24 protein-coding genes are annotated in these 24910 nt (G+C 53.7%); 7 read left to right on the top strand and 17 right to left on the bottom strand.

Features of this window, described 5'->3' with window-relative positions:
* Positions 1-153 precede the first annotated feature (153 nt).
* Entirely contained in the window at positions 154-2406 is a 2253-nt protein-coding gene (locus tag ABIE48_RS07305; RefSeq protein WP_145022551.1) for a helix-turn-helix domain-containing protein, read from the bottom strand.
* 277 nt (positions 2407-2683) lie between these two features.
* Here ABIE48_RS07305 and ABIE48_RS07300 point away from each other — a divergent pair, with 277 nt between their 5' ends.
* Positions 2684-3337, top strand: a complete 654-nt coding sequence (locus ABIE48_RS07300; protein ID WP_244879207.1) for a cell wall hydrolase — start codon at positions 2684-2686, stop codon at positions 3335-3337.
* 113 nt (positions 3338-3450) lie between these two features.
* On the opposite strand, the gene ABIE48_RS07295 is transcribed toward ABIE48_RS07300, so the two are convergent.
* From ABIE48_RS07295 to ABIE48_RS07285, 3 genes are all read right to left on the bottom strand, one after another.
* A complete protein-coding gene (locus tag ABIE48_RS07295; RefSeq protein WP_145022557.1) occupies positions 3451-3903 on the bottom strand; it encodes an SRPBCC family protein in 453 nt (150 codons plus the stop codon).
* A gap of 148 nt (positions 3904-4051) precedes the next feature.
* A complete protein-coding gene (locus tag ABIE48_RS07290; RefSeq protein WP_145022560.1) occupies positions 4052-4696 on the bottom strand; it encodes an alpha/beta hydrolase in 645 nt (214 codons plus the stop codon).
* A 54-nt stretch (positions 4697-4750) separates the two neighbouring features.
* Entirely contained in the window at positions 4751-5335 is a 585-nt protein-coding gene (locus tag ABIE48_RS07285) for a TetR/AcrR family transcriptional regulator (protein ID WP_145022563.1), read from the bottom strand.
* Between the two features lie 149 nt (positions 5336-5484).
* Between ABIE48_RS07285 and ABIE48_RS07280 the strand changes: the two genes are divergently transcribed.
* Entirely contained in the window at positions 5485-6255 is a 771-nt protein-coding gene (locus ABIE48_RS07280) for an SDR family NAD(P)-dependent oxidoreductase (RefSeq protein ID WP_145022567.1), read from the top strand.
* Positions 6256-6329: 74 nt separating this feature from the next.
* Here the strand turns inward: ABIE48_RS07280 and ABIE48_RS07275 are convergent, their stop codons facing one another.
* The 4 genes from ABIE48_RS07275 to ABIE48_RS07260 all read right to left on the bottom strand — a co-directional run bounded on the left by ABIE48_RS07275 (position 6330) and on the right by ABIE48_RS07260 (position 11020).
* Entirely contained in the window at positions 6330-7424 is a 1095-nt protein-coding gene (locus ABIE48_RS07275; RefSeq protein WP_145022570.1) for a Gfo/Idh/MocA family protein, read from the bottom strand.
* Positions 7425-7464: 40 nt separating this feature from the next.
* Entirely contained in the window at positions 7465-8310 is an 846-nt protein-coding gene (locus ABIE48_RS07270; RefSeq protein WP_192714923.1) for a sugar phosphate isomerase/epimerase family protein, read from the bottom strand.
* A gap of 23 nt (positions 8311-8333) precedes the next feature.
* Positions 8334-9692, bottom strand: a complete 1359-nt coding sequence (locus ABIE48_RS07265) for an MFS transporter (RefSeq protein ID WP_192714924.1) — start codon at positions 9690-9692, stop codon at positions 8334-8336.
* Positions 9693-10018: 326 nt separating this feature from the next.
* On the bottom strand, positions 10019-11020 hold the full coding sequence (locus ABIE48_RS07260) for a LacI family DNA-binding transcriptional regulator (protein WP_145022579.1): 1002 nt from the start codon (positions 11018-11020) through the stop codon (positions 10019-10021).
* Between the two features lie 257 nt (positions 11021-11277).
* On the opposite strand from ABIE48_RS07260, the gene ABIE48_RS07255 reads away from it, so the two are divergent.
* Entirely contained in the window at positions 11278-12255 is a 978-nt protein-coding gene (locus ABIE48_RS07255) for a bile acid:sodium symporter family protein (protein WP_192714925.1), read from the top strand.
* A 321-nt stretch (positions 12256-12576) separates the two neighbouring features.
* Here ABIE48_RS07255 and katA read toward each other — a convergent pair whose 3' ends face one another.
* Complete coding sequence (gene katA / locus ABIE48_RS07250) at positions 12577-14037, bottom strand: catalase KatA (protein ID WP_192714926.1); 1461 nt, start codon at positions 14035-14037, stop codon at positions 12577-12579.
* A 172-nt stretch (positions 14038-14209) separates the two neighbouring features.
* Here katA and ABIE48_RS07245 point away from each other — a divergent pair, with 172 nt between their 5' ends.
* Complete coding sequence (locus ABIE48_RS07245) at positions 14210-14755, top strand: sigma-70 family RNA polymerase sigma factor (RefSeq protein WP_354518611.1); 546 nt, start codon at positions 14210-14212, stop codon at positions 14753-14755.
* Positions 14752-15873 (top strand): DUF4179 domain-containing protein, encoded by a 1122-nt coding sequence (locus ABIE48_RS07240; protein WP_192714928.1) that lies wholly within the window; start codon positions 14752-14754, stop codon positions 15871-15873. Before ABIE48_RS07245 ends, ABIE48_RS07240 begins: the two co-directional genes overlap by 4 nt.
* Before the next feature lie 90 nt (positions 15874-15963).
* On the opposite strand, the gene ABIE48_RS07235 is transcribed toward ABIE48_RS07240, so the two are convergent.
* From ABIE48_RS07235 to ABIE48_RS07220, 4 genes are all read right to left on the bottom strand, one after another.
* Complete coding sequence (locus ABIE48_RS07235; RefSeq protein WP_145022591.1) at positions 15964-17052, bottom strand: Gfo/Idh/MocA family oxidoreductase; 1089 nt, start codon at positions 17050-17052, stop codon at positions 15964-15966.
* 259 nt (positions 17053-17311) lie between these two features.
* The gene (locus ABIE48_RS07230) at positions 17312-18955 is read right to left on the bottom strand and encodes a type 2 periplasmic-binding domain-containing protein (protein ID WP_354518608.1); all 1644 of its coding nucleotides are present in this window, start codon (positions 18953-18955) and stop codon (positions 17312-17314) included.
* 39 nt (positions 18956-18994) lie between these two features.
* Positions 18995-19876, bottom strand: a complete 882-nt coding sequence (locus ABIE48_RS07225) for a carbohydrate ABC transporter permease (protein ID WP_145022593.1) — start codon at positions 19874-19876, stop codon at positions 18995-18997.
* A 31-nt stretch (positions 19877-19907) separates the two neighbouring features.
* Entirely contained in the window at positions 19908-20834 is a 927-nt protein-coding gene (locus ABIE48_RS07220) for an ABC transporter permease (protein WP_260869323.1), read from the bottom strand.
* Between the two features lie 356 nt (positions 20835-21190).
* On the opposite strand from ABIE48_RS07220, the gene ABIE48_RS07215 reads away from it, so the two are divergent.
* Entirely contained in the window at positions 21191-21826 is a 636-nt protein-coding gene (locus ABIE48_RS07215; protein ID WP_354518606.1) for a hypothetical protein, read from the top strand.
* The gene (locus ABIE48_RS07210; protein WP_354518604.1) at positions 21804-23477 is read left to right on the top strand and encodes a helix-turn-helix domain-containing protein; all 1674 of its coding nucleotides are present in this window, start codon (positions 21804-21806) and stop codon (positions 23475-23477) included. The genes ABIE48_RS07215 and ABIE48_RS07210 overlap by 23 nt, the downstream gene beginning before the upstream one ends.
* 175 nt (positions 23478-23652) lie before the next feature.
* Here ABIE48_RS07210 and ABIE48_RS07205 read toward each other — a convergent pair whose 3' ends face one another.
* The 4 genes from ABIE48_RS07205 to ABIE48_RS07190 all read right to left on the bottom strand — a co-directional run bounded on the left by ABIE48_RS07205 (position 23653) and on the right by ABIE48_RS07190 (position 24814).
* Positions 23653-23961 carry a hypothetical protein gene (locus ABIE48_RS07205; protein WP_192714930.1) on the bottom strand — a complete coding sequence of 103 codons (309 nt, stop codon included), beginning with the start codon at positions 23959-23961 and terminating at the stop codon, positions 23653-23655.
* On the bottom strand, positions 23954-24118 hold the full coding sequence (locus ABIE48_RS07200) for a hypothetical protein (protein WP_192714931.1): 165 nt from the start codon (positions 24116-24118) through the stop codon (positions 23954-23956). Before ABIE48_RS07200 ends, ABIE48_RS07205 begins: the two co-directional genes overlap by 8 nt.
* A gap of 86 nt (positions 24119-24204) precedes the next feature.
* Complete coding sequence (locus ABIE48_RS07195) at positions 24205-24639, bottom strand: S-layer homology domain-containing protein (protein WP_192714932.1); 435 nt, start codon at positions 24637-24639, stop codon at positions 24205-24207.
* Positions 24575-24814, bottom strand: a complete 240-nt coding sequence (locus ABIE48_RS07190; protein ID WP_354520594.1) for an RCC1-like domain-containing protein — start codon at positions 24812-24814, stop codon at positions 24575-24577. Before ABIE48_RS07190 ends, ABIE48_RS07195 begins: the two co-directional genes overlap by 65 nt.
* Positions 24815-24910 lie beyond the last annotated feature (96 nt).

Genomic DNA, 24910 nt, shown 5'->3' with positions numbered 1-24910 from the left:
GCTGAATCGGCGGTCCAATCGAAAAAAACTGAAGGGTTAAACCTTTTTCTCCGTACAACTTTTTTCTTTCCAGCCTGGTCCATACCCACAAAAAATCCCGCAGGGATCTGTCCCGGCGGGATACGGCACCTTGAGGAACCGGCGCAAGGCCTGTCAGAGAGCGGCTGAATCCCGCTCTGTCCGGGTGATGTGTTCACGGTATTCCCCCGGCGACAGGCCCACGATTTTTTTAAACATCCGACCAAACGAAATGACATTCAAATATCCGACCTCTTCGGCGATTTCCTGCACGGCATGGTCCGTATTCTCAAGCAGTGTCCGCGCGCGGCCGACCCGAAGCTCGATCAAATAGTCCACGAACTTCTGCCCGGTTTCCTCCTTGAACAATTTGCTGAGCGTTTTGGAGGGAAGATCGAACCGTTCACTGAGAAAATCAAGCGACAAATCCGGATTGGCGAATTCCCGCTCCATCGTTTCGCGGACCTTGCGGATCGTATCCGAATGATTCCGGGTGACCTGAATTTGCAGCAGCTGTTCATAACACCGTTCCAGCGTCTTCATGAAGCTCTCTTCCACCTGCTCAAAGGTATCGGACGCATGCAGCGCCTGCTGCAGGGGACGGTGCCCGGTCTCCTCCCACAGCTCCTGATATTCCTTCGTCATTTTGCCCATTTCCCGCCCGATGGAATAGATCAAATAATCCGCCAGGCTGACGATATGGTCGCGGCTCAGCAGATGCTGCCCGATGCCTTGAATCAATTGGCCGTACTTATCCTTCCAGTCCGGCTTGCCGAGCCGGAACGATTGGGCGATCGAGTGGACCAGCTGAAAATAGTCGAACATGGCTCCCTGATCCTCTTTGGCCAGCGAATCATAGAAAATGATCCGGTTGCTGCCGAGAACCATTTTATATTTCAGAGCCTGATGGGCTTGGGCGTAAGATTCCGGAATTTCGGCCGGGCACCGGGCCACCGCTCCCGCACCTATCGTTACGGTAAGCTTCAAATGCTCCTGCACCCATTTTCTTGCATGGTCCAGCATATCCGTGACCCGGCCGCGGGGATCGTCCGTCTCTTCGATCTGCACCAGCACCCCGAGCCCGTCGCCGGAAATCCATTCCGTCCACACGATCCCCCCGTGCTCCTGGGCGGTTTCCTGGATGACGCTCTTCAGGGCGAACTTCATCAAGTACTGGTCCTCTTGGGTGAACTGGCTGCAGAACGAAGCAAACTTGTCGATTTCTACGACGCACACGACCTGCGGCATGTCGAGATCGTTGAGCTGCATCGTGTCCCGCAGGGCTTCCCATTCTTCGGATTTCGGAAGATGCTGTCCTTCAACCAGCTGCTGGAACAAATACGCCTTCTTGACGTGCAGATCCTCCCGGAACTGGCGCTGATAGGTGTTGGACTGCTCCAGCATCTGGTTAATGGCGGACTGCAAAAAGGTAAACTCGTCCTGGCCGCTGCCCTGCATCAGGGCCGCCGCCTTCGTCTGGGATAACTTCTGAACCTGGGTGACGATCCTTTCGATCGGCTTGTAATTTTTTCGTGCGGCATAGACAATCCATAAGCCGCCTGCGGCGATCATGACGATACCAAGGATGAACCAGACGTTATAGAGCTGGCTGGCTACGTCCACCCATTTTCCGTTAATCAGTCCGCTTTGGTAATCCCAGCCGGTCACGGGCGAAATCGCGCTCGACACAATGCTGCGCTCCTGCTCCGATTTACCGTTTGGAAGCACGTCTGCCCCCGATTTGTCGATGATATGGATGTAGCTGACATCCCGGCTGTACATACTTTCGATCAACTGGCTCAGCCCATCCGCCGTTACGTTCACGACCAGGAATCCCTGCCCGGTCTTCAGGAAAGGCGCTTTCAGCGCAAGGCTCACGACCCGCTTCGGCCCTTTGATGCTGAACTCCTCGAAATCCCGGATGCCGCTCCAGCCCTCATCCTTCTTCACCTGCTCGATATACGGCTTGATGAAAGGCGCATCCGGATAGTCTTCCAGGCCGGAACTGGTCGCATTGCTCAGAACAAATCCGTCGCTGGACCGGACGAGATATATGGAATCCACCAAGGGATAGGCATTTCTGAAGTTATTCATAAACTTGACGATCCGAATGTTCAGATAGTAGTCGTTTTCGGTTCCGCTTTTGTAGAAGGTGGATAAGTCCGGGTTGTTGAGCAGTTCCGTCATCAGCATCTGCTCGATCGTTTTCAGGGAAGAGTCAATGGAGCTCATCGCCTGCAGCATCAGCGTCTCATTGGCTTTTACGGCTTCCTTCCGGCTCTGATCCCCCAGCATTTGAAAGAAGACGAAAAAAATAAACGAAATGACGATTAAAAAAGCCGGCATATATGAAAAAAGCTGGCGGTAAAACCAATTCCGTTTCCCCATCCGTTCTTGCACTCCTTATGTAAGGCTCCTAAAGATCCTGTCTGCCGCCCTAGTAAAACGCTTTCATATTTGTTCAATTATAGCATCCCGCGGCTTCGAATTCATTAGTTCCAAATGCGTAACGTGTAAAAAAACGAACCCACACCATCATTTTAACCCCGCCGATTTTCCAAAATTTCGCTTAGAGCCCCAAGGTTTTACCACATATTTTCCAGTTTATGGCTTTGCCTTGTCCGTCCTCCTCCCGTTATAATGCCTCGTGAAGGAGATGATTTCGATGACAACCAAAAAATGGGCAGTTACCTCGATCCTCGTCGTCCTCTTAGTCATTCAAAGCTTCGCGTGGAAGGCTGATCATGCCGAAGCAGCTCCCGTCCTTAAATTAGGGAGCGAGGATCCCAAAGTATCTGATTTACAGTACCGGCTGCAGGTGCTCGGTCTCTATGACGGTACGCTTGACGGAAAATACGGCCCCGGCACGGAAGCCAGCGTCAAGGAATTCCAGAGGGAGTACGGCGCCGTTGCGGATGGCACGGTCGGTCCCGCTACGTGGAGACAGCTCCGGAAGTACACCTTAAGCAAAAACGATATGGAGATCATGGCGAAAATCATTTACGCAGAAGCCCGCGGCGAGTCCTATAAAGGACAGGTAGCCGTCGGTGCCGTCATCATGAACCGGATTCAGTCGGACGAGTTCCCGGACACGATTCAAGGCGTCGTTTTTCAGAAGAACGCATTCACCGCCGTCAGCGACGGCCAGTACGGCATGAAGCCGAACCGGACCGCCTACCGTGCCGCCATCGACGCCGTGCGCGGATGGGACCCGACCCATAACTCGCTCTACTACTATAACCCGAAAACGGCAACGAACAAGTGGATTTGGACGCGCGCCCGTACCGTAAATATCGGACGTCATGTATTTGCCATTTGATATCAACGTACATAGGCCCAGAGGATCATGCCCCTGGGCCTTTTTTATTACGGCAGTAACATCGTGAATGCCACCTGCCTTGACTGTCACATCCCGCTCCCCTTAAGCTGCGCTTAACTCGCGGTGCCGGACTTCATTTCCTCCAGCAGTTGGCCGAACCGGTCGAAATTTTCCTCGTTGCCGTTGATGCACATTTGTTTGATCTGCTCAAACTGCTTTTTCTTTTTGAACGTCTGGCGAAAAACAACTTTAGTCCGGCCCTCTTCTTCTTCAAACGTCGCCGTAACGCGGAACTGGGGCTCGGATAGATGTTCCAGGACAACCCGCTCCATAGGGACAATTTCTACAAAAACGCTCTCGTTTGGATAATCCCGGCCATCCGGTCCGTGCATCGTGAATTTCCAGGCTCCGCCCGGCGTGATGTCGATTTCATGGAACGTATTCGTGAACCCGTGTGGCCCCCACCAGCAGGCCAATAAATCCGGGGTCGTCCAGGCCTGATACACAAGGTGCTGCGGTGCGTCGAACGCCCGTGTGGATATAATTTCGTTCTTACCGATCGTCATGCCAATGTCCTCCTACAGGCTCAATTTTTTAGGCGCCTATTTTTTACCGGTAGGCCCATTATAAAAGGTGACGCCGCGTCAGGTGCAAGCTACTTTTTTAAGCAAACAAAAAACCCGCTCCAAGAGCGGGCTTGAACGAAATACCGAACTAAAATGCTTCGACTTCCTTCATCACCTGTTGTAACACGTCCATCGACGCAAAAAGATCGGTTTCGTATTCCAGGCCGTGATTCACGCCGGGGATCAAGCGCAGCAGCAGATTCGGATTTGCCCGAAGCTGCTGAAATCTCTCCTCGATATAGCAGCTGTCGTTGTCGCCGATGAAGCATAGGCTTCTCTGCTTACTGTGCATCATCGCGTTCCAGACGAAATCTCTGCCCAGCAGGGGTGTAAACCAGATGACCTTGGCCTTTCGGAACAGATCACGCTGCACCTCAAACCCAAGCGCAATCGTTCCAATGGACTTGCCGATCAGAATGTAGTCGTCGTAGGATGCGTTCTGCAGCACACGGTCGATTACGGCGCCGACATCGATGCGGATCGCTTCGGCCATCTCATCAAAGCTGAATTCCCGGTAGAAGTGATCGTTATACTGATAGTTCACCTGCAGCACGTCGTAGTTTTGGTTCAGATAAATCCCCATGGAATAGTACAAAAGAGGTGCTTGTGCGGTGTACCCCTGTCCCGGAAAAATGATCGCCAAGCCGCTGGAGTTGGATTCTGCTTTAGAGAATAATGTATAGGATATTTTCCTCTCCTTATAGCCCTGCACGCAGTCTGCCATGATATTCATCCATAAACCTCCCTTTTCAGACATATCTAATGAGGGTTCCCTTTTTTATCTGGATCAGCGATTTTCTTTAGATGCAGTTTCGCCTGCCAAAAGTCCGACCGCCCTCATGATCGCTTCCCGCAGCTCATCGGTTTTGCCGCTACTAGCCGGATCAATCGATGGACCAAACGGATTGGTCGGCATCCAGGCCGTGGCCAGAACCATGATGCTGGTCAGAAGAAACGCCGGGGAAAAATCCGTTCCGATGTGCCCGGCCTCCTGTGCTTCCGCCAACTCCGCAATCTTGCGGTTATGGGCTTCCTTCCTCTGATCCAGCTGCTCTGTCTTCTGCTCCAGCGTAAACCATGTCATCAGCCGCATCAGGTCGGGATTGGCCATCATAAAATCAAAAACCCGCGCGGCATACCCCGGAAGATCTTCCGGAGTAAAGGCAAACTCCTCGTACACTCTCGTCAAATGCATTTCGAGCACGGTCGAGAAAAGCTGTTCTTTATTTTCAAAATAAATGTAAATCATGTTCTTGTTGCACTTCGCCATCTTGGCGATCCGGTCCACCCGGGCGCCGGCAATTCCGTAGGCGGAGAACTCGGCCATGGCCGCCTCCAGTATTTTCTCTTTCGTCGCTTCGGCGTTACGCATAGTGGTTCCTCCCGTATTTTTGCATAGGATTTACTATATCACGATTTTTAAGCCATTGACAAACCGGTTAGTTAGTTATATATTATGAACTAACCAGTTAGTTAGTAAACCTGATCGCTGGAAAAAACAATGGAAAGAAGGTCCTTTGAATGACTGTACAAACCTCTGATCGAAAAATCGCACTCGTGACCGGCGGAAGCCGCGGTCTGGGCCGCAATACGATTCTTCAGCTTGCCAAGCGCGGCGTCGATTCGATCTTTACCTATCACACCAATGAAGCCGAAGCGCAGCAAGTCGTCCAGTCCGTCCGGGATCTGGGGCGAGAGGCTGTCGCCCTGCAGCTGAACACGGCAGACACCTCTTCCTTTGACGGTTTCGCCCAGAACGTCCGCCAAGTCTTGGCGGAGCTTGGGGCGAAGCGGTTCGATTACCTGGTTAACAATGCCGGAACCTCGCATCACAACTCCATTGAGCAGACAACCGAAGAAGAACTGGACCAGCTGTACAACGTCCACTTCAAAGGCGTCTTTTTCCTGACGCAAAAGCTGCTCCCCCTCATTAACGATGGCGGGCGCATCGTTAACATCTCCTCGGGGCTGACGCGCATGAGCATCCCGGGAAGCGCCGCTTATGCCTCGATGAAGGGCGCGGTCGAGGTGCTTACCCGGTACCTGGCCAAGGAGCTCGGCGAGCGCCGCATCGCCGTCAATACGGTGGCGCCAGGAGCGATCGCGACCGACTTCAGCGGCGGCATGGTGCGCGACAACGCCGAGCTGAATCAGCAGATCGCCGGCATGACCGCGCTTGGACGCGCCGGACTTCCGGATGACGTCGGGCCGATGATTGCTTCCCTCCTCTCCGAAGACAACCGCTGGGTGAACGCGCAGCGGATCGAGGTTTCCGGAGGCATGTTAATCTGACGTCCCTGCCCCAAACGAAGAACTGCCTGTCCACATCGCGGGGGACAGGCAGTTCTCTTCATATATAAAGGTGATTACAACGTGACCGCATTGCCGGTTTCCGACGATTTGTAGATGGCCTCGAGAATCTGCGTCACCACAAGCGCCTGCTCCGGCTTAACCAGCGGCTCCCGATCTTCCAGAATGGCATCGATCCACTGCTTCGCCTCCAGCTCGCCGGCGTTCAGCGATTCCCCTTCGTAAAAGGCGATGCCGCCCCCTACAGAAGTGCTCGTTTCGACCAGCTGCCCATACCGCGCATGGTTAAAAGTCACCGTGCCCTTGTTATCCCAGGCGTCGCCGAACATTTCGGCCCCGCCCTCGGTACCGCACAGGGTGACCTGCGCTTCTTTCGCGTTGATCATGTTCAGCGCCCACGAAGCTTCCAGCGTAATCGTCGCTCCATTTTCCATCTTAATGAAGCCAAAGGCCGAATCCTCCACCTTGAACTCCTCCGGATTCCACGGACCGAACATGTTGCCGTCCATCTTATCCTTCAGCTTATGGAACGCGGACCCGACGACGAGCTTCGGCTTGTAATTGTCCATCGTCCACAAGGCCAGATCCAAGGCATGCGTGCCGATGTCGATCAGCGGGCCGCCGCCCTGCTTTTCGATATCCATAAACACGCCCCATGTCGGAACGCCGCGTCTGCGGATGGCATGCGCCTTTGCAAAATAAACCTCGCCAAGATCCCCTTGTTCACATGCCGCATACAGCGCTCTCGAATCCGCACGGAACCGGTTCTGGTAGCCGATTGTCAGCTTTTTGCCTGTGCGCTTCGCCGCATCCAGCATTTGCTGCGCCTCGGCGGTATTCATCGCCATCGGTTTTTCGCACATGACATGCTTGCCGGCTTCCAGCGCGGCGACCGTAATGACGGCATGCGTGCTGTTCGGGGTAAGCACATGCACCACGTCGATCGACGGGTCCTTGAGCAGCTCCTTGTAATCCGTATATACCTTGGCTTCTTCCGTTCCATACTCCTTGGCCGCAAGCTCCGCGCGATCCAGCTCGATGTCGCAAAACGCCGTCATTTCCGCCTTGTGCCGCTGCTTGGCCAGCGCGGGCAAATGCTTGCCCTTGGCGATCCCGCCGCAACCGATAATACCGATTTTCAAAGTAGTCATCTGGTTCCCTCCCGATTGGTTGTCTATCCGAAGTTCTGCCTTACTGTGCCAGCAGCCGCTGGATGTTGTCGAAGCTTTCCTTAACGCTGCCCAGCTCGCCTTTTACGGTCTGATCCTGTTCCACGATGATGTATTGAACCGTCCCAAGCTCTTCCGCTTTTTTCAGAATCGACGGAATGTCCATGACGCCTGCGCCGATCTCGGTGAAATCCTCCTGGTTTGCGGCTGAGAACACCACTTCATCAGTTAAATGCCCAGAAACCTTCTCCAGCAGATTCACCGGATTGGCCGACGGGGCAAGGTCCTTCTGGTGAAGAAGCCCGATCCGGCTGCCGTACTTGTCCATAAAAGCAATGGGATCCACGCCGCCGCGCAGCGCCCAGAACGTGTCGAATTCAATCTGAACCAGCTCCGGATCGGTATGCTCCAGCAGAATGTCCATAATGGTCTGGCCATCAAACTCCTGAAACTCATGAAAATGGTTATGGAAGTAAAACTGGATGCCGGCTTCTTTGGACTTGCGTCCGGACGCATTGAGCCATTTGGCCAATTCCAACGCATCCTCCCGGTCACGGAAAAAGGCGCACGGCATAACGATGCCTTTGCTTCCGATCTCCGCGTTATAGCGGATGACCGCATCCAGATCCAGATTCGGATGGTAGGCCACGTGGCTCGTAACCACCTGCAGGCCCAGCTTGTCCATCATGGCTTTCAGTTCCGCCGCCGTGTAGTCGACCTCGAACGTGCCGTCTTCCCGGATGTTATGAAACGCGAACTCGATGTTTCTGTATCCGATATCCGCTATGCTTTGCAGCGTCCCGGCGAAATCTTTAGCCAGCGCTTCCCGTACCGAAAACAGCTGCAGACCAACTGGAATTTGAATCATGTGGAATCACTCCTCTATAAAATTTAGGCTTTGACCGACGATGTGCGCAGGTCCAAATCTTGAACAATCTGCTTATGCTCTTTATCCAGCTTATACAGCAGCAGACAACCGATTTGCAGAATGGTGAGCAGGATCGGTCCCAGGTAGAACAGGACCCGGATCATATCGGTCGCCTGCGGGGTAACCGCATCGGGATCATATCCGGCGAAACCAAGCGCATAAGCGACAACGGAGCCGCCGACGGCAATGCCGAACTTGGTGGCGAAGCTGTAAGCCGAATACAGCATGCCTTCGGACCGGTGGCCGAACTTCCATTCATGGTAATCCACTGTATCGGCGAGCATGGAGAAGTTGGCCGGACTGTTAATGCCGATGCCAATGTTGGCAATAAAGAAAATGACGAGATACAGAAATGGCGGACTGCTTTCCAGGAAAAACAGCAATCCGTACAGCAGCACGGCGCCAGTCAGGGCCAAGATGCTGCCGTTACGCTTACCAACCCTTCTGAGTACAAACGGGGCGAGTGCGCCTCCGGCAAAGTTGGCGACATTCGCGAGCGTCAGGTACAGCGGGATCATTTCGGGCTGGCCCAGAACGTACTGTACGAAATACACCAGCACGCCGAACACGACGCCGATCCGCAGAAACATGAAGAGGGAGTTCAGGGCGATCATCACCCAAGGCTGATTGTCAAACATATGCTTGGCCGATGTGAGCGTGTTAAACTCTTTGGTTTTCTCGGCGCTCTCCGAGAACCGTTCCTTGCACTTGAGAAACACCACATAAAACATCACGACGGCGATGACCGTAAAAATGCCCATCGTAACCGGGAACCCCAAGCGGTCGTTCCCGCCGCCGATCCATTTCACCAGCGGGTTGGTGAGCGCCGATACCGCGATGGCTCCAATGGCCATCCCCATGATCCGGAAGCTGCTGAGCTGGTTTTTCTCCTCCGGATCCTTGGTCATCATCGGCATCAGTGCGCCGTAAGGAAGGTTGACGCCGGAATACAGGATCCCAAGAATCAGGTAGGTCAAATAGGCGTAAATCAGCTTCCCGCCTTCCGACCAATCCGGCGTAATGAACGTTAAGACGCTGAAGATGGCGAACGGGATCGTCAAAAAGAGAATGAACGGCCGCGCCTTGCCGAACCGGCTGCTGGTCTTGTCGATCATGACCCCGATCACCGGGTCGATCACCGCGTCCAGAATTCTTGTAATCAGAAACAAGGTGCCGATGGCCGTGGCGGCCAGGCCGTACACATTCGTGTAAAAATAGAGCAGATAGCTTGTCGTCATCCCCCAGACGAAGTTGGACGCCAAGTCTCCAAAGCCGTAACTGATTTTTTCGCTTAAGGAAAGCTTTCCCGCCGCTTGAGCCATGTCTCATCACCACTTTTTGTGTTTTACAATGCGGTTTCTCGGTTTCCTATCCTGATGAACATGTTTGCTTTCTTCCCCCGGGTGAATCTGGAAAATCACCCTTCCTCCGGCAAAATGTAATGCGTTACATTTTAAGGTATGAAAAAGAGATATTGGCCGTACTGGTTGGTTTTTAGAAGCGGTACCTTTGATTCGCGCGAATCCGGATCCAGAAATGTAACGCATTACATTTCTGCGGTTTTAAAAAAACGGCTGCTTGGTAACCGTTTCTTTAAGCGATATTGTAAGCGATTTCTTTAAAGAGCGCAACCCCCATTTTTCACCTGTCAGCGGGACCGCTTTGCCGTCGACTCCCGGATGACGATTTCATGGGGCAGCAGGATCGTCTTGTTCTCGCCCGCTTCTCCGCGCAAGCTTTGAAGGAGCGCTTCCATGGCGGCACGGCCGAGATCATACTTGGGCTGGCGTACCGTCGTGATAGGCGGCCGGCTCATCAGCGATTCCACCGTATCGTCGAATCCGACGACGGCGACGTCATCCGGCACCGATTTGCCCAGCGATATCGCCCCGTTGACACAGCCGATGGCTGTAGCGTCGCTGGAGCAGAAAATGGCGGTCGGATGCTCCGCAGCTTGAAGCCATTCGACGGCAAGGTCGTACCCATTTTGGTATTCGTAGTCACTCTCCCTGATCCACTCCCGGCGCACTGTGATTCCTGCCGATTCCAGCGCTCGCCGGTATCCCTGCTCCCGGGCGGTGGAAGAACTCTTCGCGCTTCCCCCTTTAACCATGGCAATTCGCCGGTGGCCCAAAGACAGGAGGTGGGATACCGCTTCAAAGGCTGCCTGCTCATTGTCGATCGAAACGCTGTACGCGTTCTGCACCTGCTCATATTCCGAGCACTGCACGATGCTGTAATCTTTCGCCAGCTGATCCAGCTCCTCCGCGCTCAAGGTGGAAACTACGACGATCACGCCGTCGACGATTTTTTTCTTGAGCATCTGCAGCAGTTCTTCTTCCTTATCGTGGTCACCCTCGGAGGCGCAGACCAGCACCTGATATCCGTTCTTCTGAGCTACATCCTGTATGCCCTTATACACATCCGCCATAATTGGAAAGACGAGGCTCGGAGTCAGCACCATAATCCGGCGCGTCTCCGCTCTTCTTAATTCCCTGCCGAGGGAATTGGGCTCATAATCCAGTGCTTTTATCGTTTCCATCACTTTCTTGCGCGTCGATTCCTTGACGAGGGGGCTGTTGTTCAGCACCCGGGACACGGTCGCAACGGACACGCCGGCCGTCTTGGCCACGAACTGTATGGGTCTCATATCATAGGCCGCTCCTTTACTCCGTACAAATGGGTTTATCTTTCATTTTATCATAGATTTCAAGGTCAATTCCAATCACATGGTTGGCTGAAGCTCCATATTTTCATAGAGAACGCTGTCCGCGGGATGCCCTTTATCAGTGGGCCTGATGCCGAAATCAAACAGCTCGCCTGTGCCCAACTGGCCGATTCAGCCTTTTTCAATACTGCCATGCCATGTATAATGTATGAATACGAAAATATAAGGACGGACTGCTTATGCTGCAATCGCTGAATGCCCGACTCAACCGAATCATGCCTTTGATTACGCCGGCCAGCATCGTGATCGGCGTCTTATGCGGAGGTTTGCTGTCTTCGTATACGTTCATGTCTCCCTGGCTGTTTGCATTTATGACATTTGCCGGAAGCATCAGCTTAAGCTTCAAGGATTTTCTCAGTGTCATGAAAAGGCCGCTGCCGCTCTTCGCCTGCCTGCTGGTTTTGCATGTGATCATGCCGCTGGTCGCCCTCGGCACGGGCAAGGTTCTATTCCCGCTCGATGCTTATACGATCACCGGGCTTGTGCTTGCCGCGGTCATCCCTACGGGGGTCAGCAGCTTCGTATGGGTAAGCCTGTACAAGGGCCATATCGCGCTGACATTGTCCATCATCCTGGTCGACACGCTGATCGCGCCTTTCGCCGTTCCGGGCATTCTGTCGCTGCTGATTGGAGCGAGCGTTCATATGGACATCCTGCCGATGATCAGCAGCCTGTTCGGCATGATCGTGGTCCCTTCCCTGCTCGGCATGGCCTTGAACGAATGGAGCAAAGGCGCCATCGTTCCGGTCTGGGGACCGCGCCTCAACCCGTTCTCCAAACTGGCCATGGCGCTGGTCATTATGATCAACGGCTCCGTGGTCGCTCCCTATCTGTCCGACATCAGCCCCCGGCTGGTCGGCATGGCTGCGGTCATCGTCTTTTTGGCCGCGGCCGGGTACCTGCTGAGCTTCGCGATCTCCGCCCTGATGGGCTGGAGCGAGCCGGAGCAGGTCGCCCTCGTCTTCAACGGCGGGATGCGCAACATCAGTGCAGGCGCCGTCCTTGCCGTCGCCTATTTCCCAGCGCCGGTCGCCGTTCCCGTCGTTCTGGGCATGGTTTTCCAGCAGATGATGGCGTCCCTGGTCGGCCTCTTGCTCGGCCGCCGCACGCAGCTGCGCATACGGCGGGAGGAGTCGGGGAATACCCAGACATTATAAAAAAACCAATAAAGAAGCTCACCCTTCCGATTCGGGTGAGCTTCTTTTTATCTGGTTCACTTTTCTCCGCGAATAAACCGTCGGTATATATTTTATCTACGCGGATATTAGCTCCGCAGTGCGTTACTTGAATTTGATTTTGGTTTTAATTTTGCTCCCGCAGCCGCAAATGATCGTATGCTTCAAATTTTTGATCGGCTGGTGGCACATGGGGCATACACTTGGCTGAAGCATCATGCCGGATCACCCTCCCTTTCATTTGTTCGCACGCCTCGATCCATGCGGCTGCCGCCCTTAAGGGGCAAAACCGCTGCTGCCGCTTTACGCTTGGACGGTTAAGCCCAAACCTTCGGCAACGCGGGTTCCGTAATCCGGATCCGCTTTGTAGAAATGGGAGATCTGGCGCAGCTTAATTTCCTCCAGCTCCACCGGCTTCATCGCTTCCACGATGGTCCGGATGAGGCGGGCCTTCTCTTCTTCGCTCATCAAGCGGTACAAGTCCCCGGCTTGCGTATAGTGATCATCGTGATCGTACGCCGTTTGTCCAGCATAGCCGTCAACCTCGAACGGAGTGATCCGGGCATGCGGATCTTCCTTCGGTCCGTTGAAGCTGTTAGGTTCGTAATAGACCGATCCGCCGCCGTTCGTACCCGAATTCATGTATCCGTCGCGCTGATAGTTGTTGACCGGTACCTTCGGACGGTTGACCGGCAGCTGGTTGTGGTTCGCCCCTACACGGTAACGGTGCGCATCCGCATAGGCGAACAGGCGGCCCTGCAGCATTTTGTCCGGGGACGGTTCAACGCCGGGAACAAGGTTGCCCGGAGAGAACGTGGCCTGCTCCACTTCGGCAAAATAGTTTTCCGGATTCCGGTCAAGCACCATTTTCCCAACCTCGATTAGCGGATAATCCTTCTGGGACCACGTCTTCGTCACGTCAAACGGATCGAACCGGTACGTGTTTGCGTCCTCCAGCGGCATGATCTGAACATACAGCGTCCAGGACGGATAGTCCCCTGCTTCGATCGCCTGCTGCAGGTCCTGAATATGGTAGTCGGGATTTTCACCTGCCAGCTTTGCCGCCAGATCCGGATCCAGGTTCTTCACGCCTTGGTCTGTTTTAAAATGGTACTTGATCCACACGGCTTCACCCTGCTCGTTGACCCATTTGAATGTATGGCTGCCGAAACCGTGCATATGACGCAGCGTCGCCGGAATGCCGCGGTCGCCCATCAGGTAAGTAACCTGGTGCAGCGATTCAGGAGATAAGGACCAGAAATCCCATACGGCGTTCGGATTTTTCAGGTGCGTTCTCGGATCGCGCTTTTGAGTATGGATAAAGTCCGGGAATTTGATCGCGTCGCGAATGAAAAAGATCGGCGTGTTGTTGCCGACGATATCGTAATTGCCTTCTTCAGTGTAGAACTTTACAGCAAATCCGCGCGGGTCGCGGACGGTGTCTGCGGAGCCCAGTTCTCCCGCAACGGTCGAAAACCGGATAAAGAGGTCGGTTCGCTTGCCCTTGTCATGGAACAGCTTCGCTTTGGTATATTTAGACATGTCGTTGGTCACTTCGAAATAACCGTGCGCTCCGGCACCTTTCGCATGAACGACACGCTCAGGAACTCTCTCGCGATTAAAGTGGGCTAATTTCTCCAGCAGGTGAACATCTTGAATCAGGGTAGGACCGCGATGTCCGGCCGTGATGGAATTTTGGTTGTCCCCAACCGGGGCCCCCCAGCTCGTTGTCAGTTTATTGGAATCGGAATGATTTGTACTCATTAGCTCTCCACCTTTTTCGTAAAATGATCATCAAAAAACCTCATAAACAAATGATAACACTTATCAATTTAAAGTCAATATTTATTTAGAATAATTATAAATAAGATTTTTAAAACCGTTTGAAACGTTGGTCCGTCTGTACCACAGAGACAAAGAAAGGAGGGCTGCCCGCTTGGGCTCTCACGCAGAAATGAAAAAGGTTAGCATGGGACAAGCCGGAGTAGAAACCGGTGTTTATGACGCCATCATGGAGCACCGGGAAACGCTGCTGAACATCGCTTACAGCTATTTGCGCAATCGTCATGATGCCTTGGAGGCGCTGCAGGAAATGACGTGCAGGGCATGGGTCAAACGCTCGACGCTGAAAGACGGCAGGGCGATGAAGGCTTGGCTCATCCGCATTCTCATTTATGTATGCATCGATGAGCAACGGCGCAGGAAGCGGGCCGTTCCTACCGTGGATGAGCAGCTTGAGGAGATTAGCCAGCCTCATGATGCATTCAAAGCGTTCAACCACGATAAGGTCGCCATGGGTCCCCTGCTGGAAAAGGTGAAGCCGAAATACCGCCATGTGCTGATCCTGAAATACTACAACGACCTGACGCTCACGGAAATCGCCGCGGTTCTCGGCAAACCGGAAGGCACGGTCAAAACGTGGCAGCATAAGGGGCTTGGCCAGCTCCGCAAATGGATGAAGAATCGGAGGGATTGGGAATGAACACGAACCCTGAAGAACAAGCCCTGCTTGCCGACGCGGCGCAGCTCCGGCGTGAAAGGATGCAAATCGGCGACACGGAAGCTACCGAGGCGATCCGGCGCGGGTTCGCGAATAGATCGGCTTCGCGAAAGCGGCGTATCCTGCCCTATGCCGTCGCTGCAGTGGTGCTGGCCGTGCTGCTGGGTGCCGGATGGTGGCAGGGCGGCCCGATCGGCGGGCTGCCTGCTTTGCATACCGCGAAGGATATGAGTTGGGGCGCATTGGAAAGGTACAGGGCCCTATCCACCAAAGACGTGGACCATGCGACACTCGAATCCGCAGTACGCAACGATTACATCCAAATCGTCAACAAGTCGGTTTCCTCCGGTCTTTACCGAATTACACTCGATGCCGTCACGGCTGATGAAAACAAGATCATGCTGTTGTACACCGCCACAGCAGAGTCCGGTCAGGAGATCTACAAGGTAAACAGCGTAAAAGTGACCGACTCAAACTCCGGCAAGCTCCTGAATTCCAAATTTCAGATCGGCAACGGCGACGGTCGCAGCTGGTCCGGTCAAAGCACGGTAATGCTTGACCGCAGCCAGCCTTTTCCGAGCCGCATCGAGGTCGACTTTCAGGTGGCCTCCGTAAATCCCGGAAAACTGGGCGACCCGAAAACCGGGACGGTCGCTGCGGATTTCCGTTATTCCGACCGTATGAAAATTGACGTTGATTTAGAACCAAAATTTGAAAAGACGCCGACCTTTGTTATGCAGCCCGATCGTTCTATCAGCATCGATGGCCATAAGGTTGTTCTCTCCAAGGTGGAAATGTCTCCGTTGTTGACGCGCGCCACCTTCGCGATCGATAACGGCAGCGAATTGGATTTCAAAACAAAGCAATCCATCTGGGATAAGCTCCGTTACATGACCATCGTCTCCACTAACAGAAATGGAAGGGCTGTGCAGCTGAGTCCGGTAGCCGGAAACGGGACCGACGAGGGCTTCCGGCAAATATTCAGCAGCAGCATGCTCGACAAGCCCCGCTCGCTTGTGCTGAAGATGTACATCGATTCGGACACAGGTGCCCCCAAACCGCTAAAGGATCTGCCCGTCGTTGAACTGAAAATCAAATGATGGCTGTAATGAAAAGGAAAAAACCGCGATTGTATCGCGGTTTTTTAGTCTTCTGCCTTATGATCCGGGCTCGGGCCTCGCGAGCTTCCTCTACTTATCGCCTGACCAAACCTGACGTGAAGAAACGACGGTTTCTCCAGACTGAATCGCCTGCTGTATGAGCATGCCCAAATAATGATCCTGCGAAGCATCGGAGAGACTGTAGAAACCGGGCCCGCCCGCAGCGTAGACAGCCATTTGCTGCAGGCAGCAGGCAATCGCGATTTCGTCGTCGTACAGCCTTGCAGGGGCTAACGGATTGTTATACACCCACCGTTCTCCCGCCATAATCCCCTCCAGAAAGTACCCTTCCTGATTCTCGAGCTCACCCTTATTGATTCGCCTAAAGTTCAAATGTAGCGGCGTACGGAAGTCCTTCAGGACCGTCAGCCGGTCATCGAATATTTCGCCCCGCTCCCCCCGAACCGACAGGTGGTTCGAGCGGATCCAGGAACGATGCTGGTCCGCGGTGAAATCGTAGATCCCGAGCTTGCCGCCGAAATCCAGCCAGGCCAAATCTCGCCGGGACGTCACGATCTGTTCTTCCGGCGGCGGTCCGCTCCGGGTAGGTCCTGCCACCCAGTCGGACTCAAACCGCATTGCCCGAACGCGGACGTCTTCAAATCCAATACCGAGCATCTTCCGAAGCAGGGCGACTCCGTGGTAAAAGTGTGAAATCGATACGGTTGCCTGGGTTACGTTCCCGAGCAGCCCTTCCCGAATGATGGCCATTCTAGCTTGGTTCATCGGATGGAACGGATACTGCTCGGCGACCTGCACCCGCGCACCGCGGCGTGTCAGCTGGTCATGCAGCCTGATCAGCCCGTCCAAATCAGGTGCAGGAGGCGTTTCCGCCAATGCGGGAATGCCATGGTCCGCAAGCTGAATCAAATACTCCGCGCAAGCCGATGCGCTGACCGATACGACCATGAAATCCGGCTGCGGGCCGGTCAACAGCTGTTCAAGCGTCCTGTATGCAGCCACCTGCCACTGGCGCTCCATCGCCTGGCCTTTGGCTGCGTCCCGGACCACCATTCCCGTGACCTGGAATTTCTCTGGAAGCGCTTGCGCAATTCTTAAAAAATATTGGGCCCGAAATCCACCGCCGCCGATAATGCCGAAAGTTGCAGGCCTTCCCATAACAACACCTCCTTTTTATTGAGAGCAGCCCGAAGGCGGCAGTACCATGAGCGACAGCCATGAACGAATCGCGGATATCGCCCGCTTCTCCCTTGGATAATAACTACCATAGCACCAGCCCTGATCATTGACAATCCGCCGATAGTAAGAAGAAAGAACCGGCCGTTGGCCGGTTCTTCACCGATGAGGATGGAACCATTTTATCTTGCGTACCTGTCATCTTTGTTCCCGGAAGAATTCCAAGCTTCGGATGATTGATTTATTCCGCCTGATACCGATCATAAGCCGCCTGATACACGAACATGTACTGGTCCAGTCCCATTTTCTTCAAGTTATTGACATACCCGTCCCACTGATCGAAAGACGCGGAGCCGTTGATGAATTTTGCTTCCATTTCCGCGGTGTAATCCTCAATGTCCTTGCCGATGGAAGACATGACCTCCGTCTCCTCCGGCGTATAGTTAAAGTTATACAGGATGTTCTTCACCGCGTAAGGCTTGGCTTTTTCGGCCGCGGCCATGGAATTCAGGAGCGTCTCCGACCCTTTGAAATACTTCTCCGTCACGAAGCCAGGATAGCTTCCACCCAGCCAGGTGAAGTATTTGGCCAATGCCTGGTCCTGCGTCAGGCCGTCCGGATTGTTCGTGATTTCATCCACGTATTTCAAATTGCCGCTCGCGTCACTGGTATACGTCTCCCCTTCCTTGCCCATGAAATACAGCTTGGCGCCTTCATCGCTGTAGAAGTAATCCATCCAGCGGATCGTAGCTTCCGGATACGGATCTTTATTCGTAATGGCAAAAGCGCCGACATGCACCATCGGAACTTTGACATGGGCATACAGCTGGTCACCATGCGGCCCTTTCAAGGCCCCGAGTCCCGCAAATTCCTTGCGCCCCATTACTGTTTCAGGGTTCGGCACGACCGTTGAACCGAGCAGACCGGCTTGGCCCTTGGCATTCAAGGCGCTGCCCTCGATCGTAAATATTTCGGGATCGATCAGCCCTTCCTTATAGAGCTTGCTTATGAACTGCAGCACCTCTTTGTACTGCGGCATTGTTTTAATAAAGCGAAGCTTGCCTGTCCCAGGGTCCACATCCACCAGCTTATGCCCGAGGCCGCTTGTGCCAAGCCCCCACGCCCCTTTCATATGATCGATCAGGACCGTGATGCCGCCCGCGCTGAACGGAATCTCGTCATGCTTGCCGTTCCCGTTCAGGTCCGTCGCCTTGACCGCCTGCAGGTACTTGTAAAATTCCTCGGTCGTCTGTGGTTCCTCCATCCCCAGCTTCTTCAGCCACTCCTGGTTGATCCACAGCGGCGTGCCGATCAGCATGGAGAGAAGGTCCGGGTCATAGAAGGATGGAAGCGAATAAATGTTGCCGTCCGGCATCGTCAGCCCTTTGCGGATGTCCGGATATTTCTCCATCAGCTTCTTGAAGTTGGGCGCGTACTTGTCGATCAGGCCATTTAACGGAATGAAGACACCCTGCTGCCCATACCGGGCGAGCTCAGCCGAACCGACGCGCGCCGAATAAAAGACGTCCGGATAATCGCCTCCCGCCAGCGCCAGGTTCCTTTTCTCGGTCAGCGTTTCAAACGGCACCAGATTGAACTTCACCTGGACATTCGACATTTGGCTGTACGTTTTCCAAATCAGCGTATCTTCAAATTTGCTGCCGTTAGTCGGCGACTTGCCTGTGAAAAAGGTCAGCTCAATCGGTTCTTTCACGATCGGCATGCCCGTTTCGTTCAGATTCGCCAGCTTGTCGGTCTTGTTCTCCGCTTCACCTTCTGACGCACTGCCGCTGCATCCGCTCAGCAAACCCGCAGCCATCACGAGCGACAGCGTGAGCGGTCCCCATTTGCCCCTCATCTTACGAAGCCGTTTTTGTTTTCTCATACTCTATCTCCTCCGTTAACATTTAAGATTCGACCCTGATCAGCCCTTAATCGCACCAACCATGACACCTTTGACGAAATACTTTTGCAGAAAAGGGTAAAGAATGAGCATCGGCAGATTCGTGACAATAACCGCCGCATATTTGATCGCCTCGGCATCCATCAGACTGCGGGCCAGCGTATCATCGCTGATATCGACCATCTCCTGCATCTGGTTCTGTACCAGAATCTCGCGCAGAAACAGCTGCATCGGATACAAATCCCGGTCTGACAAATAGAGCAGCGCGCTGAAGTAAGCATTCCAATGTCCGACCGCGTAGAACAGCACCATGACCGCGAGTACGGGTCCCGACAGGGGCAGCACGACTTTGAGCAAAATTTTAATATTGGAGCATCCGTCCATGAAAGCCGCTTCTTGAACTTCCTTGGGGATGGAAGACTGAAAAAACGTGCGCATGATCAGAATGTTCCATACCGAGACGGCGGACGGAATAATCATGGCCCAGAAGGTATTGAGCAGCCCGAGGCTTTTGATCAGCAGGTATGTCGGAATCATGCCGCCGCCAAAAAACATCGTAAACACGATCAGGAACGTAAAGAAGTGTCTGCCTTTAAAATCCGTCCGGGACAGCGGGTAAGCCCCGGCCACGGTCATCACCACATTGAGCGCGGTTCCGACAACCGTATACATGACCGTGTTCAAAAATCCCCGAAGAAGCTCCTTGTTCCCAAACAGGCGTTCATAACCAACGAGCGAGAATCCTTTGGGCCACAGCCAGACCTCGCCCCGAATGACCGACCCGGGATGGCTGACCGATGCGATCAGCACGAAGAACAGCGGATACATAACGATCAGGGTGACGACCCCCAACAGAACATAGATGCCTATTCCCGTGATCCGTTCGGACCTGGTCTCCAGCATGGATGACCCTCCTTCCGTTGTCTAGTCCAGATTACCATAGGCTGCTTCCGCCCATTTTGCGCGCGAACCGGTTTACAGTCAGGAGCAGCACGAAATTGACGACGGCATTGAACAGCCCCACGGCGGCGGAATAGCTGTACTGCGCCCCCAAAATGCCGCTGCGGTATACGTTGGTGGCAATGACGTCCGACGCTTCCATATTGAGCGAATTTTGCATCAGGAACACCTTTTCAAAACCGACGCCTAATATCGATCCGATGTTCAAAATGAGCAGAACGACGATCGTCGGCGCGATGCCCGGCAAATTGATGTGCCACATCCGCTTGAGCCTGCCGGCACCGTCCACCTTGGCCGCTTCATGGAGCTGCGGGTCAATTCCGGACAAAGCGGCCAAATAAATGATCGAGCTCCAGCCCATACTCTGCCACACGCCTGACCAGACATAGATGCTCTTGAACCATGACGGCTCGGTCAGAAAAGCAACCGGCTGTCCGCCAATCCATACGATGACCGCATTGACGAGCCCGCTGACCGGAGACAGGAACATCATCAGCATGCCGACCACAACCACAGTCGATAAAAAATGCGGGGCATAAGTCACCGTCTGGACGAATCGCCGGAACTTGGATGAACGCACCTCATGCAGCAGGAGCGCCAGCACGATCGGAACCGGAAAACCCGCGATCAATTCATACACCCCGATGCCAAGCGTGTTCCACAGAATGCGCGCAAAGTAAAAGCTGTCAAAAAAGCGTTCGATATGCTTGAGTCCGACCCAAGGACTCCCCGTGATGCCTTTCGAGGCGATGTAATCCTTGAATGCGATCTGCACGCCGTACATGGGAATATAGTGGAAGACGATAAAGTAACCCAGAACCGGGGCAATCAACAGATACAGCTGCCAATTCCGGAGCCATGCCGCCGCCTGGCTGCTCCCTCGTCCGTTATTCTCGTACATGCTGCCGCCCTTGCCGGCCATCTTGTTCACCGTCGTTTGGCTGTCCACAACGAATTTCCCTCCCCCTTGATCTTCTGTGCAAGATTCATGCCCCATGCTGGACGCCATCTGACACGAATGCATCATGACACAGCTCTGCCGAGCGCCGCTATGGACAATTATCAAGATGCTTACCCATCTCTCAACTCTTCTAACTTGCAGTCCGGAAATCATGAATAATCAAACTAAATCATAAAATTTGCATATACAATTTTTACGTTCTCTTAACAACCGCGTCCAATCGGCTTAATCGTGAGCCGTTACATTAATGGGATAGGTATCCATACTAAAATGGTTTGAAGGGAGTTTAAGCGGTGATGATGAGCTGGATCAAGGAACGCAGGCGCTCGCTGTTCGTCCAGATTTTCGTTAGTTTTCTTGCGCTGATCCTGCTGTTTGGCGGGGTTTATACGGCCATTTACCATATGTTTAAAGGAACGCTTCAGGAAGAAATCATCCAGTCGAACCAAAGTGATCTGCACGATGCGGCGGGCCGCTTCACCAATCAGCTCCAGCGTCTGCAGGTGCTGCTGTACGATCTGTACAACCAGGAGGACTTGATCGGCTTTAACAGCCAGCTTCACAGCGCCGAGAGCCAAAACGTCGATTATCTAAAAGCCCGAAGCGTGATTCTCCAAATGAGAAGGGATGTATACAACCCCCTCTTTTACCTGGAAGACGTCATTATTTATTTTGACGAAAAAGATTTTGCCCTCAGCAAATCCGGAAGCAGCAGCGCTTCCTACCTGTTCAGCCATCTGTATGCCAGCTCTGCGTACCCGCAGCATTTCTGGCAGGCCGCCTCCGATCCGTCTGATCCGCAGACGTTCCGGCTGCTGCCGGCATCGCCGTTTCACGTCAATGTCACGGTGCCGGATGCGAAGCAGCTGCTGCCTTACGTCTACCAGCGCGCCTGGCGGGCGATATCAGGTGATCGCATTGATCGATATTGAGAAAGCCGCCAGTTCATTTTTCGGCAACACCCAGAACCGGACGGTAGGAATCATGGACCCGGAGGGAAACCTGCTGTATCAGCATGGAAAAATCAGCATGGTTACGCTGCCTGAATTCAAGCCGGGACAGCTGCAGATGCTCATTGACGATACCTATTATTTCAAAACATCGTCGGACCAAGGGCTGACCTTTATTACGGCCGTACCCTACAAGCATGTCTCCTCGCAGTTCAGCCGGGTGACAGGAACCGTCCTGGTCATCTTCATGCTGACGCTCGCCGTTTCTGTAGGCGTTTCCATCCTCCTCAGCCGCAAGCTGCATACGCCCGTCAAGCGCATGCTGTCCGCCATGCTGGACAATAAACCCTTTGATGCAGCCAATGCACCCTTGCGGAAGGGCGCGGTGGAATATGATCTGATCGCGGAGAGGATCCACGAGCTGCAGCGGGACAAAAACGAGATCCGGGCCAAGCTCCAACAGCAGCGGTCCGTACTGACCAGCTATTCCTATATCAGCCGCCTTAAAAACATCAACACGGATATCAACGAATGGAAGGACTTCCTGACGGCGGACGAACGCTATGTCGTGGTGCTGTATCACATCCGGTTCCGCTTGTCCCATACGGCAGATCTGCCTGTGCACGCCGATACAGCCGTCAGGCATCTGCTGGACCATATTCATATCCTGACGACCGGGCAGTTCGAGGGCTCCCATACGTTCCAGCTGGAGAAAAATGAAATTATATCGATTATTAAGGGAGCAACCTCAAGCTCGACTTATCCATTTCTGGAAGAGATCCGCAGCATGCTGGAGGCGGAGAAGGAGCAGATTCTGGGCAGCATCGCCGTCAGCGGCGATATCCACCAGGTATCGGAGTTCAGCCGGGCATACCATGAGCTGCGGTCGTGGACGGCCCAGGCCAAATTGGTCGAGGAGGCCCAGCTGATTACCGGCAGCCGCTCCCTTCCCGCTTCCGTATCCCTAAGCCCTGCTCAGGAGCGCGAATTCACCGCTTCCCTGCAATCGGGCCAGGACACCCGCTGCCTGCAGCTGATTGACCAGGCGCTGAACTTCATGCTGCGCAAGGAAGCCGGCATCGGCCAATTCCGCTTCTTCGCCGATTCCATCGCTTCGCGGGTGATCTACTTTGTGGAAGCCGCCCAGGTGGAACCAGCGAAGATTCAGTCGCTGAAGCAGTGGACCCGCGGGCTGCAGGACTGCCAGTGCGTCACTGATTACCGACAAGTCTTCCAGCAGCTGCTCGAAGCAGCCTGCTCCCTGCTGCGTTCCAAGTGGGATGCGCGGGAAGAACCGCTGATCTCCAAGCTGCTGAAGGTCATGCAGACCCAGTACGCAGATGATTTGTCCCTGGATTACTTGTCGGCCAAATTCAATCTGACGAGCACCTATTTATCCGCCTATATCAAAGACAAGACCGGCTTGAATTTCAGCGACCATATGCAGGGCATCCGGATGGAAAAGGCGCGCGAGCTGCTCGCCTGCACCAGCCTGACTGTGAATGAAATCAGCCAGCAGGTCGGGTACCTCAATATCACCTCTTTCAACCGCACCTTTAAGAAGGTGACCGGCATCACGCCGGGTGCCTACCGCAAAAGGCATTGGCTTCAGATCACCAGCCAAAGCGGTTAGCGGAACCTGGATGCGGCGCTCCGCTCTTTTCGCATGTTGACCCAACACAAAAACAGCCAATTGCCGCTTAAATACGGGCAAATGGCTGTTTTTTGCTTGATTTTACATATCGCGAACAATAAAAATCTGCTCTAATCCATATCCTGTGTACACTGATGTTTCTGCGAACTAAACGCTAGACCCCGATATCCTGAACGACCAGCAGGCCCGGCAGCAGGTTAAGCACGGTTGTGCTGACAACAACCGTTTTTCGCTTGGGGCTGAGGTCGATCGGGTCAAAAACCAGCGGCAGCAGCCATTTCAGGGAGATGAATAACCAGGCCGCTTGAACCACGCCAAGCACGACGAGCCTCATCCCGAACAGCCTGGCCGTTTCCGGTGCCATTCCGGACGAAAAGGCTAACTGGCCCGTCATCCGGAGACTTTCGAACGAAATCAGGAAGATGACAAGAACGATGCCGAGGGCGGAACATATTTTAAACACATCGGGTTCGGGTCTGCTTCCCTTTCGCAAGAGTGGAGAGCCGCGCTCCCTGAAATCCGATCAAAAAAAAGACGACGCCGATGATCAGGGCAGAACCTGTATAGCAGGCCAAGATCAGGTTCGCCGCCATGCTCAGCAATTCGAGTATCCATACCATGATAAGATCCGCCTTAGGTTCATTTTGCTAATTATATCCTAAAGCAAAGCAGGAAAAGTGTCACGTCAATCGACCATGAGAACAACCTAATTGATAAATTGGATTTCCTTCAGCATCCGGACGATCATGACCGCCATTTCGGCACGAGTGCAAGTCTCGTCCGGACGCAGTGCGCCATGCTGGTCACCTTGCATAATTCCCGCCTGAACGATCTTCATCATCGCATCATGGGCCCAGCTGGCGATCTCTTCTTGATCGGAGAAACCCTCGAGACTCATTTGTTCCACGCTGCCTTGAGTATCCGCTTTGCCTGAGTACGTCATGGATTTACTGATCATCAGCGCCATTTCCTGCCGGGTTACCGCGCGATCCGGATGAAATCCGCCGTCACCTGCCCCCTGGATGATTCCTGCCTTCGTGGCCGACTGTACTTCCGCCGCGTACCAGTCCTTATCGTCAACATCTTCGAAGATACTTGTTCCTGTCTGTTCGGGGAGCTGAAGCGCTCGGGCCAGCAGCACAGCAAATGCTCCCCCAACCCCAAACGGTACCGTCAGCTGTCAGCATGAGGGAGTGATAACCGCCAGCCGCTATGTCTTGAATATCGTAAGGCGCAGCCGCTGAAGAAGCGAATGCTTGTACAGGCGGAAATGAATAAATGGATGGAAGCCCGATGCATAAACAAAGGAATAACAATCCAGCTTGTTTCCATCGCCAAAGCAATATGATCAACTCCTAAACCTCAGATTGAACCATTATAGGAGCGAAAAGTGGCCTTGTCGATTAACAAAG

The sequence above is a fragment of the Paenibacillus sp. OAE614 genome (assembly GCF_040546645.1).
Taxonomy (GTDB): domain Bacteria; phylum Bacillota; class Bacilli; order Paenibacillales; family Paenibacillaceae; genus Paenibacillus_AQ; species Paenibacillus_AQ favisporus.
The sequence above is the reverse complement of the archived record's forward strand: the minus strand, read 5'-3'. Positions and strand labels throughout refer to the sequence as shown.

Coding starts and splice junctions, on each gene's coding strand:
- ABIE48_RS07305 (WP_145022551.1), bottom strand. CDS start 2,406: ATGGGGAAACGGAATTGGTTTTACCGCCAGCTTTTTTCATATATGCCG.
- ABIE48_RS07300 (WP_244879207.1), top strand. CDS start 2,684: ATGACAACCAAAAAATGGGCAGTTACCTCGATCCTCGTCGTCCTCTTA.
- ABIE48_RS07295 (WP_145022557.1), bottom strand. CDS start 3,903: ATGACGATCGGTAAGAACGAAATTATATCCACACGGGCGTTCGACGCA.
- ABIE48_RS07290 (WP_145022560.1), bottom strand. CDS start 4,696: ATGAATATCATGGCAGACTGCGTGCAGGGCTATAAGGAGAGGAAAATA.
- ABIE48_RS07285 (WP_145022563.1), bottom strand. CDS start 5,335: ATGCGTAACGCCGAAGCGACGAAAGAGAAAATACTGGAGGCGGCCATG.
- ABIE48_RS07280 (WP_145022567.1), top strand. CDS start 5,485: ATGACTGTACAAACCTCTGATCGAAAAATCGCACTCGTGACCGGCGGA.
- ABIE48_RS07275 (WP_145022570.1), bottom strand. CDS start 7,424: ATGACTACTTTGAAAATCGGTATTATCGGTTGCGGCGGGATCGCCAAG.
- ABIE48_RS07270 (WP_192714923.1), bottom strand. CDS start 8,310: ATGATTCAAATTCCAGTTGGTCTGCAGCTGTTTTCGGTACGGGAAGCG.
- ABIE48_RS07265 (WP_192714924.1), bottom strand. CDS start 9,692: ATGGCTCAAGCGGCGGGAAAGCTTTCCTTAAGCGAAAAAATCAGTTAC.
- ABIE48_RS07260 (WP_145022579.1), bottom strand. CDS start 11,020: ATGAGACCCATACAGTTCGTGGCCAAGACGGCCGGCGTGTCCGTTGCG.
- ABIE48_RS07255 (WP_192714925.1), top strand. CDS start 11,278: ATGCTGCAATCGCTGAATGCCCGACTCAACCGAATCATGCCTTTGATT.
- katA (WP_192714926.1), bottom strand. CDS start 14,037: ATGAGTACAAATCATTCCGATTCCAATAAACTGACAACGAGCTGGGGG.
- ABIE48_RS07240 (WP_192714928.1), top strand. CDS start 14,752: ATGAACACGAACCCTGAAGAACAAGCCCTGCTTGCCGACGCGGCGCAG.
- ABIE48_RS07235 (WP_145022591.1), bottom strand. CDS start 17,052: ATGGGAAGGCCTGCAACTTTCGGCATTATCGGCGGCGGTGGATTTCGG.
- ABIE48_RS07230 (WP_354518608.1), bottom strand. CDS start 18,955: ATGAGAAAACAAAAACGGCTTCGTAAGATGAGGGGCAAATGGGGACCG.
- ABIE48_RS07225 (WP_145022593.1), bottom strand. CDS start 19,876: ATGCTGGAGACCAGGTCCGAACGGATCACGGGAATAGGCATCTATGTT.
- ABIE48_RS07220 (WP_260869323.1), bottom strand. CDS start 20,834: ATGTACGAGAATAACGGACGAGGGAGCAGCCAGGCGGCGGCATGGCTC.
- ABIE48_RS07215 (WP_354518606.1), top strand. CDS start 21,191: ATGATGAGCTGGATCAAGGAACGCAGGCGCTCGCTGTTCGTCCAGATT.
- ABIE48_RS07200 (WP_192714931.1), bottom strand. CDS start 24,118: ATGGTATGGATACTCGAATTGCTGAGCATGGCGGCGAACCTGATCTTG.